The organism is Streptococcus sp. 477 (assembly GCF_013277295.1).
Lineage (GTDB): Bacteria > Bacillota > Bacilli > Lactobacillales > Streptococcaceae > Streptococcus > Streptococcus pseudopneumoniae.
Map to the genome: position 1 here is coordinate 1 of NZ_VMMQ01000088.1, position 17,157 is coordinate 17,157.

Consider the following 17,157-nt stretch of genomic DNA (forward strand, 5'->3'; position numbering starts at 1 on the left):
CACGCTTAGTAAATTCAGCATCAAACGCACGGTCAGCGTTGGCAATTTCCTTTTTCAAACGTTCCTCAAAAATCTGATGCAGATTTCGGCTTTCATTCAAAACGGCATCATTTACAATCCCACCGATCGCATTTGCAAGACTGGACTGGAAGGTCCCAAAACCTATTGATTTTAGGCGTTTTGCCATTGGCGAATAGGTATATTTGGTGATTTTCTTACGAACATCAAGACCGTACCACTCATGGTAGATACTGACCACATCAAACATCTGCACCGCAACATCACTCTGACCGACAACCGAGATTTCAAGGTTATCTTCTAGCATGTCGCACATACTTGTCCGAAAATACTGCTTACCATATGCAATCAAGCTAGCCTCATCTGTCACGTCTTGGTCATTGACCTCCACGACATCTTCATAGATTTGGCTGTAGTTCCCAAGTAAGGGGCTGTCAATCACCACCATATAATCATGGTCAACCGCATTTTCTCCCTCGCCCTTAACAGTCGTTTTAAAGGTTATCCGAGTTTTTAAAGACTTCGTTGAGGTCTTGTGCTGGTAGCTGGACAAGTTTTTCTTGTACATAAAAAGCGATTCATTTTCAGAACCGCCATTTTTTAACAAGCGTAAGTTGTAACCGTTTCGCACCATATCTCCGCCCCACTGACCAAGGATAGAATGCTTGTCTTTGGCCAAGACCTCCATGGCATTCTTGTCCTTGATATTGAGCGTATGCCTATCATCAATATCAGAGAAGAAAGAAAAAGGATTGGCTCTGGTAATACTACCAGCAAAAGCACTCAACACCCTTGTACCACTGACACGGTCAACCTCAATAGAGCTGACGATGTAGTTATTTAACAGGCTGATAACCTGATTGGCATAGACTTGAATATATCCTTGTTGCTTTTCAACCTCAAAAATATAAAAATCCTGCTCACCATGCAGGTCATCTGCAGTCAGAAAAGTTTCCTCTTTCAGCAATTCCCACTTGGGATCCGATGTAGGAAAACGAAAGGTCAGTTGATAGGTATTGTTCCCAAAATGGACAATTTCATCATTGTAGGCCTCGTTTAAAGGCCTATTTCCCTCTGTAAGATAAATCATAAAATATACCTCCAATTCGGCCGAACTGTGACCTTACGAACCGCACCAGTAAAGACCAGACCGTTATTACCAACTGCCAACTCAAAGAAGCCTCCACGTTTACGTAAAGTATTTTGAACCGCGCCATCTGCATTATAGATATTCTGTTTCTTATGCCTACAATCAATGGTCACTTTTCGTCTAACGGTCAAGTGCATGGTTGTCCGTCCGATAGTCAAAGAAATATCACCGTCTCCCTCAATCTCAATCACAGGCTCGCTATAGACAGAGCCTGGATTGTTGATATTTCCACTTGCGGTAAAGATCAGAGGTTCAACAGATTTCTGATAACGGAATGGTTGCATACTCAGCTTAAGCTCTAGCTTCCAGGCATGCATCCCATGAGGGCTATAGGTTGCACCAATAAAATCCGCATAAAAGACAGAACCCAACTGGTAGCTAAACTCCAGCACATTGTCCTTAGGCTGAAATTTCTCCACGATAGTCGAAACATCCAGTAACTTAGGAATATAGAACGAAAAAGTCCGTTCATAACTCTCATAGCCACCATCCAGCACTCGATAACTTCCGTTGGCTCCGTAGAGGTTAGCATCTTCAACCACCCTAGGTTTAGCTGCCTCCACCTGACCAAAATCCGTCACCACGCAGTGAGGGATAGTTGCTGTGTTGAAACCATTGATAATCATGTAAAACATTACATTCCCTCCCTAGCGTAAATCGCACCTTGACGTTGGTAGACGCTCATTGAAATTTTATCAGCGTCCAGGTAAGTATCTGACGGCTTTTCAAGGATAGCGGTAAGGATCTTCTCCATACTTGCTCTCAGAATCGCTATCTCAGACACGACTTTATCGCTGTCTTTACTATTTGTATCTCCTTTTGTTTGCACCACTATTTTAGCTTGTGCTTCTTCCATCTCACGAAGGAATTTAGCATCACTCGGAATGCCAACTCCTGCAGCATATTTAGGGACCCCCATCTCACGCATCAAGCGTTTGGTCTTATCCGCCCGCAAAACTTTAGCCCCTTTAGGAAGAGGAAGAAGAACATCCCTCCCCTCAGGAATGAAGCTCCTACCATCTGGAAGAGTAACCAATTCCTTGTAGGTACTATTGCGTTGGTCATTGACCATAGCAAGACCACCAGGGTGATAGTTGGTACCGTGGGCATGCCGACTAGCAAAAACATTGGTAAAGAAATCACCAGTTACCCTAGTAATCCAAGACCTAATGCCTGCAAGCACGCCAGAAGCATTATCTCGAGCGCTGATTGTAACCGTTTTGTCTTGAATGCTATTAACGACGCTTTTGACCTCGCTGACAGTACTGGAAGTGCTATTTTTAGCAAGGATATCTACTGGATTATGTTGCTTAATCGCATTAATAGCCGCACTCGTCTCATTTCTAACGCCTGCAGTCTGATCTTTCGCAAGTAAATCAATTGGTTTTTCCTGTTTCGGAGAGTTCACACTCGCTTTTGCACTAGCAACTGCTTCACTAGTATTGTCAGTAGCATTTAATGACTTATTCTCTGGATTAGATAGATTCCAAGCCATGATTTTATCGATTGACAATTGCCCGTTGTTCAAAACATTTGTAGGATCTAGTTTCAAATCTTTTGTAAATGGAGTAGTTGCATTCCAAGTTGTTAGCGTGTCAGTCGAACGAGCAACAGCCTTTCTGAAATTCTCATCCGTAGCCAGCAACTCTTTCTGCTTAGGAGTCAAGGCATCATAGTTATAGAGCGCTTTGGAAGCTTCCTCAGCCTTATTCATCACATCTGTATTTTCCAAAAGCAGTTGCTTGACTTCAGCAGGCATACTGTTCCAGATTCTAAGATGGTTTTCACTATCAAAGATAGCTTGCAGTCCTGCTTGATTTTGGACAATCAACTGTTTTTCTTCCAGTGTCATGGTTGACCACTTACCAGACTCAACGAGAGCTTCAGCAATCGTTACCCGAGCATTTGAGTTGATATTCGCATTTTTAACAATAAATTGCAATTGCTCCCAACCCTCAGCAGATTTAGTCGCTTCCCCAATCACTTCTTTTACGTTTGATTTAATGACAAAATTGTTGTTTTCATCAATGTTTCCGACGAGCAAAGACCAAGCATCATTCGCTTCTCTCGTTTCCTTGCTCATATCACTAGTATACTTAGCAAGAATGCTATGGGAATCACCCATTTTTTGAGAAGCTTCTGCTGCCTTTTGACCGATTACTTCATAAGACAAACCATATTCTTCCAGAACCTTTTTAGCTTCTTCCCAGTAGTTCCAGCTTTGTCCAGTTCGAGCTTTTACCTTAGCGTCAAGGTTTTGCATAACCTGGTAATACTTAGTACCTAAGGCTTCCATGGTTTGCTGGTGGTTTGTTTCAAGTTCTTGAATTTTTTTATTGTAAGTTTCTTGATCGATACGTTTGGCATCTAAGAGTTGTTTCAATCCATCTTTTGAGGTTTTGTATAACTGATTTTCTTCATCCAGAGCCTTCTTCAAAACATCTCTTGTGTGCTTTAATTGCGTTTCATTTAAACTACCAATCTCTCCATTCAGAGCCTGAAGCGCAGCCTTTTGTTGTTCGCCAGATAATTCCATCATTTCGATTCTAGCTTTGATCATCTCTCTTTGGTTGTTTAAGACGATTTCTTTTTCTTCTTGAGAAAACTTGCTAGCGTCTCCATTATGACGTTTGTAGATTTCACTGACCTGATTAGCCATTGCATCGGTATTTGAAACAACTTGGTCATTTTTTACTTTCATTTTAGCGATTTCTTCATCGCTAAACCCCAACTTTTTAGCTAATTCTTCCATACGTTGATTAGCTTTTTCAGCACCTGCTGCTACCTCTTCATGAAGTTTTCGAAAAGCTTCAGAAACTTTTTCAGCATCGCCAGCGTGGGTTCCAAAGTTGGCTACTGCTGTACTGGTATCATCTACCTTACTTTGGAAATCTCTTAACTCTTTCCTTGCAGTATCACTCAACTGAGACCCAAATTCCTCCGCCTTAATGCGCGCCTCGTCTTTCTTATGTCCTAGATAGACCAATCCTCCAGCTAGTAAAGCAGCACCACCCACCAGCAAACCAATAGGATTTGTCAAAGCCCCAATGGCTCCAGACAAGAGACTAGAACTAGATGCAGCAGCGCCAGCTCCTTCCGCTAAAACAGTGGCTTCGCTTCCTACCTTAGCAAGACCGAGACCACCTTGTAAAAGTCCTTTTAATTTACCAGCACGCTCTGTCAATTTAGCAAGACCGAGACCGCCCTTTAATAGTCCTTCTAATTTACCGGCATGTTTTATCAAAATACTAAGAGCCGTCGCCCCATTGCCTAGAAAGTTCAAGAAAGGGTAGCCCAGAGCCAAAAAACCACCAATACCAACCGCCAAGCTCTGTACGGCTGGAGGAGCCTTACTTAGCCAGTCGATAAATTGGTTCACCTTATCAATCACAGGAGTTAGTAATGGTAATAATTTCTGACCAATGTTAATCTGTAAAACTTCTAAACTAGATTTAAAACGTTCCACACCATTTTTAGAAGACTTAGATAATTCATTTGCTAAATCCTTGGTATAAGTTGTCGCCCCCTTGGTTTCGTTAGCAAGATTACGCAACGCATCTCCACCTTGGTCAACCAAGATATTCATCGCTGTCTGAGCTTCTGTACCAAAGGCTGTAGCAATCAAGGCCGATTTCTGAGCATCTGTCATCCCTTCCGTATTCTTTTTGATACGATCCAAAATATCAGGTAGCTTAATCGCGCCGCTACGAAATTCTTCTGCAGAAAAACCAAGCTTCTCCATTGCATTTGCATTTTGCTCTGATGGTTTCAGTAGCCTTGTTAAAGCTCCACGCAGAGCCGTACCAGCCTTTTCACCAGCAATACCATTGTTGGACAAAAGACCAACAGCAGCGGCAGTCTCTTCCAAGTTCATACCAACGTTTTTAGCAACGGGACCAACATACTCCATTGCAGCCCCCATATCAGCAAAACCAGCAGCCGTTTTATTGGCGACAAAGGTTAAGCTATTGGTTACTCGCTCTGTATCCTGAGTAGATAGCCCAAATTGTTGCAAAATATTCGTAGTGGCGTTCATAACCGTATTGAAGTCCTCACCAGACGCCTTTGCAGCGTCTAGGATAGCAGGCATGGCTTCGATTGTTTGATTGGCATCAAAACCTTTCTTGATAATTTCTTGCATCCCTTCATTGATAGATGCAGTAGAAATCCCATACTGCTTCGCCCAATTTTTTGAACTTTCACCCAGCTTTTGTGTGGTACTGTTCAGTTCATCCGCTGTTGGAATAGTATCTGCTAACAGAGATTTAGTTGTATTCATCTGACTTTCAAAGTCAATAGCTTTCTTAGTAGAAAGCGTAAAACCAGCTAATAAAGCAGCAGACACAGGCTTCATTGCATCGCCCATAGCCCGCAATTTTTCTCCACCTTTAGCAAATTTTTCGCTCAAGGCATCTATCTTACCAGACCAACTATTTTCACGCCCCACATCTTGCAAAGCTTTTTCAACACCGCGTAGCTGACCTTCCATTACTGCCAACTTAGCATTCTCACGCTGAATATCAGCAGCAGCCTTGTCAAATTTAGCTGTCCCCGGTTCAAGTTTATCAAAACTTTTCTTCATCTCATCCAAAACTTTACGTTGTGAATCAATGGCTTGTCCTAAAGTCTTGTATTTTGCTTGAAGTAAGCTAGCATTTTTTTCATTGCCTTTTAAAGTACTGTCCAAAGAACGGACATTATTTTGAAAGTACTTTACAGCGTTTTTTGCACCAGTTAGAGTAGGACTGAACTTTGACACGTCCAACCCTAGCTCGATATACATCTGACCTAACGGCGTACCGCTTGCCATCTTGTTCTCCTTCCTAACTCCTCAGAGCAAAGAAAAAAGCCCTTACGGACTTTTCATCATTCTTTATAAAAATCATCCATTGCCATGTTCATAAAAGCCCAGATAAACATACCAAGAAATAGATAAGCATAGAGTGGCAGGGAAGCAAAGATAAAGGGTGATAGCAAGAGCATACCAAAGATATCTACAAAATTTGTACAAATACAATACAAGCCAAAAGCAAGATAAAGGATAAAAATGGTAAACCAAAACCAATATCTTCTACATGCTTTTTCTTTTCGAGACATTTCTTCCACCTCCCTTACATATCTCTATTATATTCCTAAGCCTTTGATTTGTAAAGTCTTGACCTAGAGACTTTCTAAAAAATCTGCCAAGTCAAGCACTTCTTCTTGTTCACTCGTTTCCAGACTTCCCAAGACCCCCATCAAGTCCTCCCAACTCGTATCCATCACATCGCGAATGCTCATTCCATAAGGACCCTCTGTAACTTGCTTGACAAAACCATAAAAACGTTTGATCGCTTGCCCAGGTGCTAGCTCTTTTCCTTTGGGTCTACATCACCTACCAGATGAGCATAAATTGCTGTAAAAATAGAAATCACTTTCGCAAAATCTGTGTATTCTAGTAATTGTTCTACTGTCACATCATCAAACAAACTAGCAATAAATCCCAACTGCTTATCAAGCTTCTCTACCTCAGATAAATCACTTGTCAAGGATTCGTTCATGACCAAATAGTCACGATAATCACGAGTTGTGATTTCTTTGCTCTTTTTTAGGACATCTTCTCCCTTGTCATTTTTAATTGTAAATTGAACCTTAGCCATATACTTTCCTTTCTAAAAAAGTAAAAGAGAGCTTTCGCCCTCCTTCTACCCCGCAGCGGTTATGTTTAGTTGACCTTTCAATTTCTTCAACTTTTCAGCATCTGAACCATAAACAATAGCACCATAACGCCCCTTAGTTGCAACGTCTGAACTAGCTGTCGCAGTGAAATTCACACTAGTAGTAGCTAACTCATTCGCCTTATCCTTGAGCGTTTCAAAATCAATAGCATCCATAGAAAGCTGACCTTTATAAAAACCATAGTAAACAGGTTCCCCATCAGCAGTATTACTTTCAATGAGAATGGAAACATTCTTGGCAACTGTGTCTGCACCGAAGTAATAGATACCATCATCATCGCCATACCCCAAAGCATTCGTATATAAAGCTAATGGGACATCAAGCAAGCCCATCTCTACCTTAACATCACCGACTCCTCGATTGGAGACGTGATAAGCCACATTACTACCATAAGTCTTTACAGGGTCACTAGATAATCCAGTTACTCTAGCGGTCTGTGTAGCCCCTTCATTATCTTTACCTTCTAGCGTGAAGAGGTTCTGTCCAACCGTTGGAGTCTGTCCATCATGCACACGAATGGTGACTGATTTAAGTCCGATAAGTGCAGTTCCTTTTACTGTCATTTCTTTTTCCTTCTTTCTAGTATTTCTCATATAGAGCGCTCATACCACGATAAGTCCGAACGTCTACATAGCGCTTAATATCAGGAATCCATTGTTCCAAACCACCTTCAGTCTGATAAAATCCCTGTTCTTCCATTATTTTTTCAATTCTTCCTTGGAGTTCTTTACACTCCACTCGATTAGTAGACTCTACATTGATTTGATAGAGAAAAGTCTTAGCCAAACTAGTATTACTACCGTGAGCCGTCTGCATTGGAGGCCCTACAGGGATAATGACAATACTGGTCTCGCCATCTCCCAAGCTCTCAGGACGCTCAAAAGACTTGATACTAATACCAGATAAAGACTCATCCTCTTCCAAAGCATCGTAGAGTTCAGTTAATTTGTCTTTAATCATTACAAAAACTCCTGTTTTAACTTCATGCCGACTTTAGACTTAAAGACCGGCTTACTCGCTTCAAAAAAGCGGCGCATGACTCCGAAACCACGAGGATGCCCATTCTTTGCATAGCCAAATTCATTTAAGTGAATAAGAGTCCAACGAGGACTTTTAAAACCTAATTTAACCATTGGAACTCCGCTGGATGTACCAGTCACATTCCCATGAACGACCGCACCAACCGTCTTCCCAGTGTCAGCGTACACCGCCATAGCCCGTTTGAAAGTTGGCTCAAACTCCTCAACCGTCTCCTTCAAGGCTCTGTTGACCTTTCTACGAATTACCGGCTCTCCTAGTCGAGCCTCAATATTCCTCAAAATATCATCAAATCCTTTTAGATTAGCTCCACTAGACATCACGACCACCTCCGATAAGGACAATCAAAAAATCCCGATTAGCAAAATCAGGACGGACATCAATGATTTGCCATTTCTTACCAACTAGACGGATATCCCCCACTTCGACAAAATGCCGATTTTCAGGCTGATAATCTGTCAGAGGGTCACGAATCTTCAAAGTCATCTTAGCTTTCATCGCTTTTCCAGTTGCAATCTCAACGTCTTTCATACTTGGAGAATAAGTTTGCCCCATCGTATAAAAAGCCTTCTCGTAACTCACATCACGACCATCAACCCCTTTTTTTATTTTAGAGGTATAGAAAGTCAGGGGAGTTCTCAGGTCTCCATTTTGAGACTCAGGCTTTTTGTAACGATAGCTTGGTCCCTCACTCCTCTTCATTTACACTCACTACTTCCTTAGAGCTACGACTTCTGGACGACTTTTCCAACTCGACATAGTCAGGTAAATGTTCCTTTAGCTCAGCAAATCGTTCTTCTGTCGCTTCAAACCTTTCTCCGACTTGCCTAAGGACTCCCTCCTTGAGGTCATAAAACTCTTTTAATACCTTAATCATCACTATCCTCCATTTCTATCTTATCTAACGATAATGCTAAAATATCCGCTTTGAAATTTTCGTAAAAAAATTCAACTTGGTCATTATAGACATAGCGAGCACGTTCTAAGATAAGTTCCCTTATTTGATGATCGTGTATATTCCCACTTCCTACCAAGCGGGTAATAACCATTTGAGAACTTTCTAACATCCGTGAGAGATTCGCATCTTCTCCGCTATGAAAAATTCTCATCCGCTCCTTAAAAGGAATAAGGAGGGAATGAAGTTTAGCTTCAATCTCCATCCTTCGTCACCTTTTATTTTGCAATACTCAGTGTCCACACAGCAGCAGTCTTTTCATCATGCGCTTTACCATAAGCAAATTGCTTAGCAGTGTAGAGATTCAAGTCTTCTAAAGCATAGGTTTCGGTAAATCGTCCAAACTCAATCCCCCCACCTACAAAGGCATCGTAGCGACCTTTGACAAATGTAGTCACCTTACCAGACGCTTGAGCAACCGACTCAACCAAGATGAGGTTATAAGGCATAGCTGTTACATATACACCCTGAGCATTGAGAGACGTATATTGCTTCTTCACATCCCAGGCATCTACAGGGTTCACTACCATAACCAAATTACCTTCTACTGCAACAGGAGTGGTATTGTCAGCTTTTGTAGAATGGTATTTATAAACCTCCGTCAACTCTTTTACCACGGTAGCAGAGTCTGCGAAAGTCAATGGTTTTTTCTGAGCTTGTTTCTCAGCATAAGTTACTTTTTCACTTTCTGCAGTCCCTGTAAGAGTACGAGACAACCCGATAGGCTTGTTGTCCCCATCACCATTTAAATAACCAGCTTCAAGAGCAGCTGCAAAGGCCTCTGTAATTTGAATGGATACGTAAGACTGTAGCCAAGCAGGACCAAACTTTTCAGAGTCTTTAGGGATTACAACAAAAGCAGTCAATTTAGACTGAATCGCTTCTTCTTCAGCAAATTCTTGTTTCAATTGTCCTTGAATTTCAGCATTGATTTTACCCCAAACCGCTTGACCTGTACGACTAGACTTGAGGAATTTCAAACGAATACCAGCATTACGCAAGCCGATGTGTTGAAGAAGTGGACGGGCTGCCACCATATCCTCAAAAATACGGTCAATTGTTTCCTGAGGGAACAATTTCTCAATTCCTTTGGGAGGAAGTTTCTCAATGTTGTTGAAAAATTCGCGAGCTTCAGCAGTCAACTGTGCATCGTATGGATTCATAGTTGCGATTTCTTTACGAGCAGCTTCTCGAGCATCATCTTGCAACTTATCTGTCAATGCCTCAATCATCTCGTTATAGAGCTTATTTTGCTCCTCCATAGGAGCACCAGTTTCTACTGCATTCATAAAGTTCTGACGAGCAGTTGTAAATTCATTACCAAGTTTCATCATTGTTTTTTATTTCCTTTCTTAAAATGGGAAACGACCCAACCCCACAGGTTCAGCCGTCTTGTCTTCTTTTTTCTTATCTTCTGGGATAGGTAAACTGTTATTCAACCTATCACGAACCAAGTCCGCCAATAACTCCACATCTGGGGTCATCGCAGATCGGATTTTTTCGATAAAATCACGAGGAATCACAGGTGTCTGACTAGCTACCAAGACAGGAGCTTCCTGACTTTCAAACATGACCTTATCTGCGAAGCCATGATTAACAGCAGAACGAGCATCAAACCACGTTTCACCCTCCATTAGATCCAGTAAATCATCTAATGCCTTACCAGTCTTATCAATATAGGCATATGCGATGGACTTATTAAACCCTTCTAACACACCAGCCTCATGCAAGAGCGCCTTATGGTCACCACGTACACCAGCAGATACATTATGGATCATGATTTGCGCTGTAGGACTAATTTCCACCTGATCACCAGCCATAGCGATAACACTCGCAGCACTAGCAGCAATCCCCACGATTTTCACCGTCACATGCCCCTGATAAGCACGCAATGCTGTATAGATTTCACTACCAGCATACACATCACCACCACCAGAATTGATGTGCACCTCCACATCTTCTCCCGTCGTCGGCAATACAATATCCTTAGGAGCAGTTGCATCCATGTCTAGCCAATCATAAAACCAGCGGTCATCATTGGATACAATCGCTCCCTTAATCTGAATGATTGTCATCCTCATTTCCTCCTTTCTCTATTTCGTTTTCACCCTGATAGTTCTTAGTGATAAGGAAAGAATCCCCACCAGGAACAGCCTCAAGACCAAGTTCCAATCTCACCTCATTTCGAGTCATAGCCCCAGATGAGATGAGTTTATCTATGTTCTCAGCCAGAGCAAACTTATCCAGTCCCCCCTCACCAAAAATCACAAATTTTTTCTGATTAGCGTATCCAGCCGAACTCACCATAGCATGGTTTAGAGCGTCACCCACTTTTTTAACCAGCGATTCATAACAATAACTGTTAAACATCTTCTGGCTATTAGACAAATCAGCCATATCTCCATGCATCAAAGCCGTCGGCAAACCTAATATATCCGCAACCTCGTCATCAAATTGACGTCTCAGTTTCTTCAACTCTTCAACTGATAGATTTGTAGTTCCTACCGTATTGGTCAACTCCGAATACTCCACACCATCCATTGTCGGTACAATGGCAACCGTCTTAGACGTAAAGGACTTAAAAAGATTGTCCGCATATCTCTGCAGTTTCTTTCTCTTATCCTCATCAAAAGTTCCATTCGCTTTTGTAGCCAGAACCCCACGGATCTGATTATTTCTAGCTAAGGCTTCCACCAGACGAGTATGTAGTTTTTCATAATCAGAAAACAAGTCAGATACATATTCTTGCAAGCGATTGTTATTATACTGAAGAAAGATGACATCACTCATAGCAAACTTCCTCTGAAATGTATAATCCCCGACAGACACCATCTCAAAGGTGTCATCATACAGAGCATAACGCCTACGAGTAAAAGCATCAGCTACCAGTAACTGCTTATCATCAGACAAAACAATGAGTACTTCGTTTTTCGTCAATAAGCGATAAATGACCTTCTGCCAGAACTCCGAGGCCGACTCATTCTTATTGGGACGCACATTTAAAATATAATCCCAGTCTGACGTCACATGATGATTCTCCACCATATACCGAAATTCCGACTTAGCAAAGATACGAGCCACAAACTCCGCCGACTTATCAATCGCTAAACTCTTTAACTGCAAACACCCCAACATTCGTTCCAACTCTTCAAAATCAAAACCAACATCAGGCGCATCACGCTTAAATAAATTTAAGAACCCCATGCTTCCCCTCCTTCCTATCCAATTACCAACCTACCACCCAAAATTTATTCTTAGATTAAAACTCCCAATCCTCTAACATATCGAGGAATTCCCCAACGTTCGACTCATGTACAAGCTCACGTTTGTATAGAGCAGCAATCAAGGCATGGAAACCATCCGTCTTTCTTCTGACGGGCTCTTTCTTCAAGAAACGCTTATTGCCATCCTTGTCCTCTTTGACGTAGGTATTATCCGTATACCAAATCATAGAATTATCATTCTCAAAGACAAAACGTTCATTGGCAAATCCATCTTCGATGATTGGCGCAACCTTGGATTGAATCGCCCCAGGATTTCTCAAGAACTCATATTCAAAACCAGCCTCTTCCAAAAGAGGTTTTAACAAGTCCATTCTGAAACCATCTGCACATACAAGCTCAATCTGATAAAACTTACTCCATTCATTCAATTTTTCGACCAATAAACGAGGGTCAATACTAGGGCCGTCCACAATTGTAAATAAGCCTCTATCTGCCCATTCCTGAATAGGAGCTTTAAGTTTAAAAGCTTTCAAAAATGCTTTACGAGCAAATGAATGTTGTTTCCAGATAAACTCATCTCCGTTCTTAAACAACAAACCAACACTCGCAAAATCTCGAATGCTAGCATAGTCAAATCCTGCGACACAGGACTTACCCAACAAGTCAATACCAGGCGAACGTAAACAAGCAAGTAATCTTTCACGAGTCGTCACATCTTTCTCAAGGTCTGCTTCAGGAAGATTCATCCGTTTAGTCATGAACTCCTGACGACCAGACGGCTCCAGCTCAAGGTCATCATAGTCAGCCTTAGTTCTAGCAAGCAACCTCTTAGCGTAAGGCGTGCTTTCATCCAACATCGGATTTGCTTTCGGCCAATTCTTCATGTCATCCACCTCATCCGCACTATCAAGCTTGCAGATAAAAGGGAAGAGTCTGAAATCATCAACCTCTCCATTCAAGATTTGCATAGACTTCTCTATCAGCTTGTCATAGAACCCCTCGCGCACATACCCATTCGTACCGTTGTAGAAAGTCCTGACATGAGCAATCTTACCAAGACCAGACCTTTGAACCTTCACAGCCTTATCATTTTCAAATTGGTGAATCTCATCAAACTCAAGACAACCATCACGAGCAGAGTCCATAGTCTTCGGATTATTCGTCCGAAAAGAAAAGACCGAGTTGTTCGCTCGACCTGTAATAGACATTTTAGTTAGATAGAAATGGTCCTCAAGACCACGCCTTTGGATAGTCTCATAAACTTCCTCAAACGAAACCTTACCCTGTTTCTCAGAGTTAGCAGTGATAGTCACATCGTAATCTCTGATAGGGTAGATAGGGCTGATAAAAAACGATGACCTTGCTGACATAAAACCATTCTTACCACCCCCACGAGCAAGTGTGTATAGATACTCGTCAAAGTGTGGTTCCTCGTCTACCTTCCGAAAAAGAAAAATGAACGGTGTCAAGAAAAGTTGATACTTAGCCAGAGGGAAAAAATTCTTTTCCGCAAACCGAATGAACTTATCAATCAAGTCATTATCAAAATACAAATCATCACGAGGATAGATTTTCTCCTTGATGATTTTAAACAGCAACTTCCTTTCCTTGTTGACAACAACTTCTCCATTCTCGGCCATTTTGATGTAGTCATCAACCAGCGGATGAGAAATCATAACAGATCACTTCCAGACGTAGCTTTCTCGACAGGAGAATTTTCAACATCAAAATCAAACGACCGCTCAATAGCCAAAAGCTGATTACTGGTTGTGTTGATTTCCTTGATGAGAGAATTCGCTTTTTGGAATCTTTGTTGTCCATTGTGAACAGTGATGACCAGTCCGTCTTCATGAAGTTTAGCTTTCAGCTCATAAAGCAGCCGGACAAGATAAAGATAGCGATTGACTTTTTCATACTGAATCGCATCCTTTTTTCTAGGACTGAAATAGCCAATTTTAGAAAGTAGCTGATTTTCTAATTCTTTTATATTTTTTTCCGAGTATTCTTCCATTACCCCCCACCCCCTTTTAATTTTTTGTTAAAAATTTGGACAGTCGAGTGCAGACCGCTTACCGACATCTTTGAAAATTTCCGATTTTTTTGACCGGGGGGTGTTTAAGATTCGTTCACCTAACCCCACCATTCATCTTTTCGGAAATTTCTGTCATTCTTATCAAAACGATCATGCCTTTTATTATGACATGCCTTGCACAATGTTCGTAGGTTATCGATATCAAGCGCGAACTCTGGATAGAACTCTAGCTCCTTGATATGGTCAACTTCTAAATTAGTAGTCGTGACCTTGCCTTCATCCCTGCACCATACACATTCGTAATGATCTCGTTTAAGTGCTTGCCTTCTTATCGTTCTCCACTCGCTGGAATTGTAAAACTGGTTTCGTTCTTCTCGAGTTGAAACTTCAATCATTGTTTAATATTCTTTGTCCATTACATCTTTCGTCAATAATTATCTTAAAGATACTTATTTTAAATTGCTGTTACTCTATATTTTCTAGCGTTCAATTAGACATATCTTATATTCTGTCTAATTCAAACAGTCGCCAAAAAGCCTGACACAATAAGGATATACAGTAATCCACTAAATGAATTAGCGTTTGACTCGTTATGTCTAATTGGTTAACTACAATCCAAAATTTGACATCGCTTTGTCCTGTTGATCTTGACGAATACCTATATATCTTAAGGTAATAGCTGGTGATGAATGATTAAACAAACTCATCAACATTGCTATATCTTTTGTCTTTTTATAATAATGATATCCAAATGTCTTCCTCATTGAATGAGTTCCTATATTTTCAATACCACACTCAGATGCAGCAACTTTTAAAATCCAATCCACAGTCCTACGATCAAGTGGTTTATTTTTTCCGACTCTACTTTGAAATAAAAAATGATGATGAGGTTTATTTTGTATATACTCTCTAACCTCACGTTTGAGAGTTTTAGTCATTTTAATCTTTTTCTTCTTCCCAGTCTTTTGTTCTTTCAGTTTGATATACCAACCTTGAACATCCTTTACTCGAATTTTTAAAATGTCACCAACTCGCAAACCTGAATTGATACCAAAAAGAAATAAAATATAATTACGCTCATTCCATTCTCTCAGATAATCTTTCATAGCCTGTATATCATCTTTATCCCTGATTGGTTCTACAATATTCAAAACAAGTATCACCACCTTTCAAATAATCAAAAAAAGCCACTGGTCGTGGCATTGAATATGACAGTAGCTGGAATTGAACCAGCTGGTCTAGCAGTAAAACGCACGCTTGGTAAAAGTTTCAAGGAGACCCAAACAACCTGCTAACCTGTCCTTACTGTCTAAGAGGCCGAAACCTCTGTATTTTTAGGAGTCCTCATGACTGTTCGTTACCCAATCATTGGATAATACTATTTTAGCACCTTTTTTCGTTCCAATTCTCCCAAGATTTTCCCAGATTTTTCCCAAGATTTTCCCAGAAATCACTTGTAAACCAAAAGGTTGCTTGCTTGATAGGACTCTGCAAACTCTAATAGAGCTTTGTTTAATATCCGATAATACTCACTAGATGAGTAGCCTAGTTCTGAGTAGATGCTGTAGTCTTCCCTCCTTTTCTTCCTGCAATATCGTTCGATTAGGATACGTGTATATTCCATATCGGAAAGATTGTTGATTGCTTTAGCGATTAGTTCTAAATCCTGCTGAGCTGATACTCTACGCAAGACCATGCTTTCTACCTGCTTACTTGTCTGACCACTTGATGATTTTGGTTCAAGCGAGTAGGATATTGTTATTTTGGGGGCGTATTCTTCTCCAGCAATCCGTCTCAGACGACTGTATTTTTTTAGGACTTTGATAGCTTCCTTTCTGGTTTTCTTTTCATCGATGATATCCAATAACTCTATTTGCACACGAACTCCTCCTCATGATATAATAGTTATGCGAAACCATACCATGAGGAGTCAGCTGTGCTGGCTTTTTTCATGCCCTACTCCCGAGAATAATATCAGCAGGAAAAGCAAAGTAAGTACAGATATCTTCTACATTATAAATATTCGGTACACTTTCCTCCTTCTCCCATTGAGCAATCAGGTAGCGACTATAGCCTAGTTTAGCTGCTAACTTTTCTTGTGACAACTTCCTTTCCTTACGTTTTTGCTTTAGCAAGAAAGCAAACCTACTTGCTTGTCTTGGATTTAATTTATCCTTCATCATCCACCTCAATCTTTACGACAGCTCTACCATTTGGATTGCGTCTTTGGGTGGATGCAAAAGTGTAATACTTCAACATCCTTTCAGCAATTCCTGTTTCTTTGCTTTTCTTTGCTGATTTCCGCAAGCGTCCCCATGGTAATAAAGGTGTCGCCTTCATACAATGCGTATTCACTCATGCTCCATCTCCTCAATCAGCCAATCAAGGTTCTTGCGTGCTTTCTTCAGGTCTTCCAGACCGTTTTTCTTTTGAAACCGTAACATATACTTGATTGCGTTGCCCCAAAAGAAAGCAGACGCTCCGGAAAGGTTCCCAACGAAGTTATGCACAACATCGATAGCCTCAAGACCGTTTGCACCTTGGTAGTGGCTTGGTTTGTTTATATTGTCAATTATTTCTGGGTTCATTCCTTATCCTCCAAAAGTTCTGGGTTTTCGTAGATATTGCCAATGACTTCATAATTCTTGCGAATATCTTCATAGTCCATAGCTTGAAACCATTCATCATCATAACTAGAATTAAGGTGAAACCCGATATTTTTTATTTTATATCCAAAATCTTCCTCATAAATCCATTTACCAAATTTGACTACGCTGGGCATTCCACTATTCCTAGAAACCACATCCTCCTCGAAAATCTCCACCCCGTTCTTATCCTTGAGTCCTGTTGATTGCATGAGGATCAATTCTGACTTTTCGATAGGAATAAGAAGTTTGGAGTCCGATGTTGGTTTTTCCATGTTGCAAATCAAGCCGTTATCTGTGATAAAAAAATGTTCTACGAATTTCTTTTCTACGCTATCCCACACTCTAAATTTTGGTGTCATGCCAAATCCTCCTCC

General features: G+C 40.9%; 23 protein-coding genes. All 23 read right to left on the bottom strand.

Annotation, left to right across the window (positions count from 1 at the left end; translation table 11 throughout):
- The coding region (locus HT691_RS09890; RefSeq protein ID WP_172921779.1) for a phage tail spike protein at positions 1-1,108 on the bottom strand (1,108 nt) is incomplete at its 3' end.
- Entirely contained in the window at positions 1,105-1,803 is a 699-nt protein-coding gene (locus HT691_RS09895) for a phage tail protein (protein WP_172923276.1), read from the bottom strand. The genes HT691_RS09895 and HT691_RS09890, both read right to left, overlap by 4 nt.
- Positions 1,803-5,978, bottom strand: a complete 4,176-nt coding sequence (locus HT691_RS09900; RefSeq protein WP_172925357.1) for a phage tail tape measure protein — start codon at positions 5,976-5,978, stop codon at positions 1,803-1,805. The genes HT691_RS09895 and HT691_RS09900 overlap by 1 nt, the downstream gene beginning before the upstream one ends.
- Positions 5,979-6,034: 56 nt before the next feature.
- A complete protein-coding gene (locus HT691_RS09905) occupies positions 6,035-6,265 on the bottom strand; it encodes a hypothetical protein (RefSeq protein ID WP_000087358.1) in 231 nt (76 codons plus the stop codon).
- 248 nt (positions 6,266-6,513) lie between these two features.
- Entirely contained in the window at positions 6,514-6,807 is a 294-nt protein-coding gene (locus tag HT691_RS09910; protein WP_001151571.1) for a hypothetical protein, read from the bottom strand.
- Between the two features lie 45 nt (positions 6,808-6,852).
- Positions 6,853-7,449 carry a major tail protein gene (locus HT691_RS09915; protein WP_000216339.1) on the bottom strand — a complete coding sequence of 199 codons (597 nt, stop codon included), beginning with the start codon at positions 7,447-7,449 and terminating at the stop codon, positions 6,853-6,855.
- Between the two features lie 16 nt (positions 7,450-7,465).
- Positions 7,466-7,846: a hypothetical protein gene (locus HT691_RS09920; RefSeq protein WP_000588569.1), complete on the bottom strand. Its 381-nt coding sequence runs from the start codon at positions 7,844-7,846 to the stop codon at positions 7,466-7,468.
- The gene (locus HT691_RS09925; RefSeq protein ID WP_172925358.1) at positions 7,846-8,244 is read right to left on the bottom strand and encodes a hypothetical protein; all 399 of its coding nucleotides are present in this window, start codon (positions 8,242-8,244) and stop codon (positions 7,846-7,848) included. Before HT691_RS09925 ends, HT691_RS09920 begins: the two co-directional genes overlap by 1 nt.
- Positions 8,237-8,626 (bottom strand): hypothetical protein, encoded by a 390-nt coding sequence (locus HT691_RS09930; RefSeq protein WP_000830391.1) that lies wholly within the window; start codon positions 8,624-8,626, stop codon positions 8,237-8,239. The genes HT691_RS09925 and HT691_RS09930 overlap by 8 nt, the downstream gene beginning before the upstream one ends.
- Positions 8,613-8,801, bottom strand: a complete 189-nt coding sequence (locus HT691_RS09935; RefSeq protein WP_000598693.1) for a hypothetical protein — start codon at positions 8,799-8,801, stop codon at positions 8,613-8,615. The genes HT691_RS09930 and HT691_RS09935 overlap by 14 nt, the downstream gene beginning before the upstream one ends.
- Entirely contained in the window at positions 8,794-9,084 is a 291-nt protein-coding gene (locus HT691_RS09940) for a hypothetical protein (protein WP_000401889.1), read from the bottom strand. The genes HT691_RS09935 and HT691_RS09940 overlap by 8 nt, the downstream gene beginning before the upstream one ends.
- 13 nt (positions 9,085-9,097) lie before the next feature.
- Entirely contained in the window at positions 9,098-10,213 is a 1,116-nt protein-coding gene (locus HT691_RS09945) for a phage major capsid protein (RefSeq protein WP_000976937.1), read from the bottom strand.
- A gap of 18 nt (positions 10,214-10,231) precedes the next feature.
- On the bottom strand, positions 10,232-10,954 hold the full coding sequence (locus HT691_RS09950) for a head maturation protease, ClpP-related (RefSeq protein ID WP_000152604.1): 723 nt from the start codon (positions 10,952-10,954) through the stop codon (positions 10,232-10,234).
- The gene (locus HT691_RS09955) at positions 10,935-12,083 is read right to left on the bottom strand and encodes a phage portal protein (RefSeq protein WP_000506468.1); all 1,149 of its coding nucleotides are present in this window, start codon (positions 12,081-12,083) and stop codon (positions 10,935-10,937) included. The genes HT691_RS09950 and HT691_RS09955 overlap by 20 nt, the downstream gene beginning before the upstream one ends.
- Positions 12,084-12,138: 55 nt before the next feature.
- Positions 12,139-13,779, bottom strand: coding sequence for a terminase TerL endonuclease subunit (locus tag HT691_RS09960; RefSeq protein WP_023933954.1), 1,641 nt, complete (start codon positions 13,777-13,779; stop codon positions 12,139-12,141).
- A complete protein-coding gene (locus HT691_RS09965; protein WP_000393459.1) occupies positions 13,776-14,114 on the bottom strand; it encodes a hypothetical protein in 339 nt (112 codons plus the stop codon). Before HT691_RS09965 ends, HT691_RS09960 begins: the two co-directional genes overlap by 4 nt.
- Before the next feature lie 119 nt (positions 14,115-14,233).
- On the bottom strand, positions 14,234-14,530 hold the full coding sequence (locus HT691_RS09970; RefSeq protein WP_000573817.1) for an HNH endonuclease: 297 nt from the start codon (positions 14,528-14,530) through the stop codon (positions 14,234-14,236).
- 213 nt (positions 14,531-14,743) lie between these two features.
- On the bottom strand, positions 14,744-15,286 hold the full coding sequence (locus HT691_RS09975; protein WP_001028145.1) for a site-specific integrase: 543 nt from the start codon (positions 15,284-15,286) through the stop codon (positions 14,744-14,746).
- Positions 15,287-15,585: 299 nt separating this feature from the next.
- Positions 15,586-16,014, bottom strand: coding sequence for an ArpU family phage packaging/lysis transcriptional regulator (locus HT691_RS09980; protein ID WP_023940104.1), 429 nt, complete (start codon positions 16,012-16,014; stop codon positions 15,586-15,588).
- A gap of 70 nt (positions 16,015-16,084) precedes the next feature.
- Positions 16,085-16,315 carry a helix-turn-helix transcriptional regulator gene (locus HT691_RS09985; RefSeq protein WP_023933952.1) on the bottom strand — a complete coding sequence of 77 codons (231 nt, stop codon included), beginning with the start codon at positions 16,313-16,315 and terminating at the stop codon, positions 16,085-16,087.
- A complete protein-coding gene (locus HT691_RS09990) occupies positions 16,305-16,490 on the bottom strand; it encodes a hypothetical protein (RefSeq protein WP_240149813.1) in 186 nt (61 codons plus the stop codon). Before HT691_RS09990 ends, HT691_RS09985 begins: the two co-directional genes overlap by 11 nt.
- Entirely contained in the window at positions 16,487-16,723 is a 237-nt protein-coding gene (locus HT691_RS09995) for a DUF3310 domain-containing protein (protein WP_023933950.1), read from the bottom strand. Before HT691_RS09995 ends, HT691_RS09990 begins: the two co-directional genes overlap by 4 nt.
- On the bottom strand, positions 16,720-17,142 hold the full coding sequence (locus HT691_RS10000) for a YopX family protein (protein WP_000187974.1): 423 nt from the start codon (positions 17,140-17,142) through the stop codon (positions 16,720-16,722). The genes HT691_RS09995 and HT691_RS10000 overlap by 4 nt, the downstream gene beginning before the upstream one ends.
- Positions 17,143-17,157 lie beyond the last annotated feature (15 nt).

Excerpts from the sequence above, each read along its gene's own strand:
- HT691_RS09915 (WP_000216339.1), bottom strand. The coding sequence starts at position 7,449 with ATGACAGTAAAAGGAACTGCACTTATCGGACTTAAATCAGTCACCATT.
- HT691_RS09910 (WP_001151571.1), bottom strand. The coding sequence starts at position 6,807 with ATGGCTAAGGTTCAATTTACAATTAAAAATGACAAGGGAGAAGATGTC.
- HT691_RS09920 (WP_000588569.1), bottom strand. The coding sequence starts at position 7,846 with ATGATTAAAGACAAATTAACTGAACTCTACGATGCTTTGGAAGAGGAT.
- HT691_RS09955 (WP_000506468.1), bottom strand. The coding sequence starts at position 12,083 with ATGGGGTTCTTAAATTTATTTAAGCGTGATGCGCCTGATGTTGGTTTT.
- HT691_RS09945 (WP_000976937.1), bottom strand. The coding sequence starts at position 10,213 with ATGATGAAACTTGGTAATGAATTTACAACTGCTCGTCAGAACTTTATG.
- HT691_RS09960 (WP_023933954.1), bottom strand. The coding sequence starts at position 13,779 with ATGATTTCTCATCCGCTGGTTGATGACTACATCAAAATGGCCGAGAAT.
- HT691_RS09995 (WP_023933950.1), bottom strand. The coding sequence starts at position 16,723 with ATGAACCCAGAAATAATTGACAATATAAACAAACCAAGCCACTACCAA.
- HT691_RS09965 (WP_000393459.1), bottom strand. The coding sequence starts at position 14,114 with ATGGAAGAATACTCGGAAAAAAATATAAAAGAATTAGAAAATCAGCTA.
- HT691_RS09985 (WP_023933952.1), bottom strand. The coding sequence starts at position 16,315 with ATGAAGGATAAATTAAATCCAAGACAAGCAAGTAGGTTTGCTTTCTTG.
- HT691_RS09925 (WP_172925358.1), bottom strand. The coding sequence starts at position 8,244 with ATGTCTAGTGGAGCTAATCTAAAAGGATTTGATGATATTTTGAGGAAT.
- HT691_RS09940 (WP_000401889.1), bottom strand. The coding sequence starts at position 9,084 with ATGGAGATTGAAGCTAAACTTCATTCCCTCCTTATTCCTTTTAAGGAG.
- HT691_RS09970 (WP_000573817.1), bottom strand. The coding sequence starts at position 14,530 with ATGATTGAAGTTTCAACTCGAGAAGAACGAAACCAGTTTTACAATTCC.
- HT691_RS09935 (WP_000598693.1), bottom strand. The coding sequence starts at position 8,801 with ATGATTAAGGTATTAAAAGAGTTTTATGACCTCAAGGAGGGAGTCCTT.
- HT691_RS10000 (WP_000187974.1), bottom strand. The coding sequence starts at position 17,142 with ATGACACCAAAATTTAGAGTGTGGGATAGCGTAGAAAAGAAATTCGTA.
- HT691_RS09950 (WP_000152604.1), bottom strand. The coding sequence starts at position 10,954 with ATGACAATCATTCAGATTAAGGGAGCGATTGTATCCAATGATGACCGC.
- HT691_RS09900 (WP_172925357.1), bottom strand. The coding sequence starts at position 5,978 with ATGGCAAGCGGTACGCCGTTAGGTCAGATGTATATCGAGCTAGGGTTG.
- HT691_RS09930 (WP_000830391.1), bottom strand. The coding sequence starts at position 8,626 with ATGAAGAGGAGTGAGGGACCAAGCTATCGTTACAAAAAGCCTGAGTCT.
- HT691_RS09905 (WP_000087358.1), bottom strand. The coding sequence starts at position 6,265 with ATGTCTCGAAAAGAAAAAGCATGTAGAAGATATTGGTTTTGGTTTACC.
- HT691_RS09895 (WP_172923276.1), bottom strand. The coding sequence starts at position 1,803 with ATGTTTTACATGATTATCAATGGTTTCAACACAGCAACTATCCCTCAC.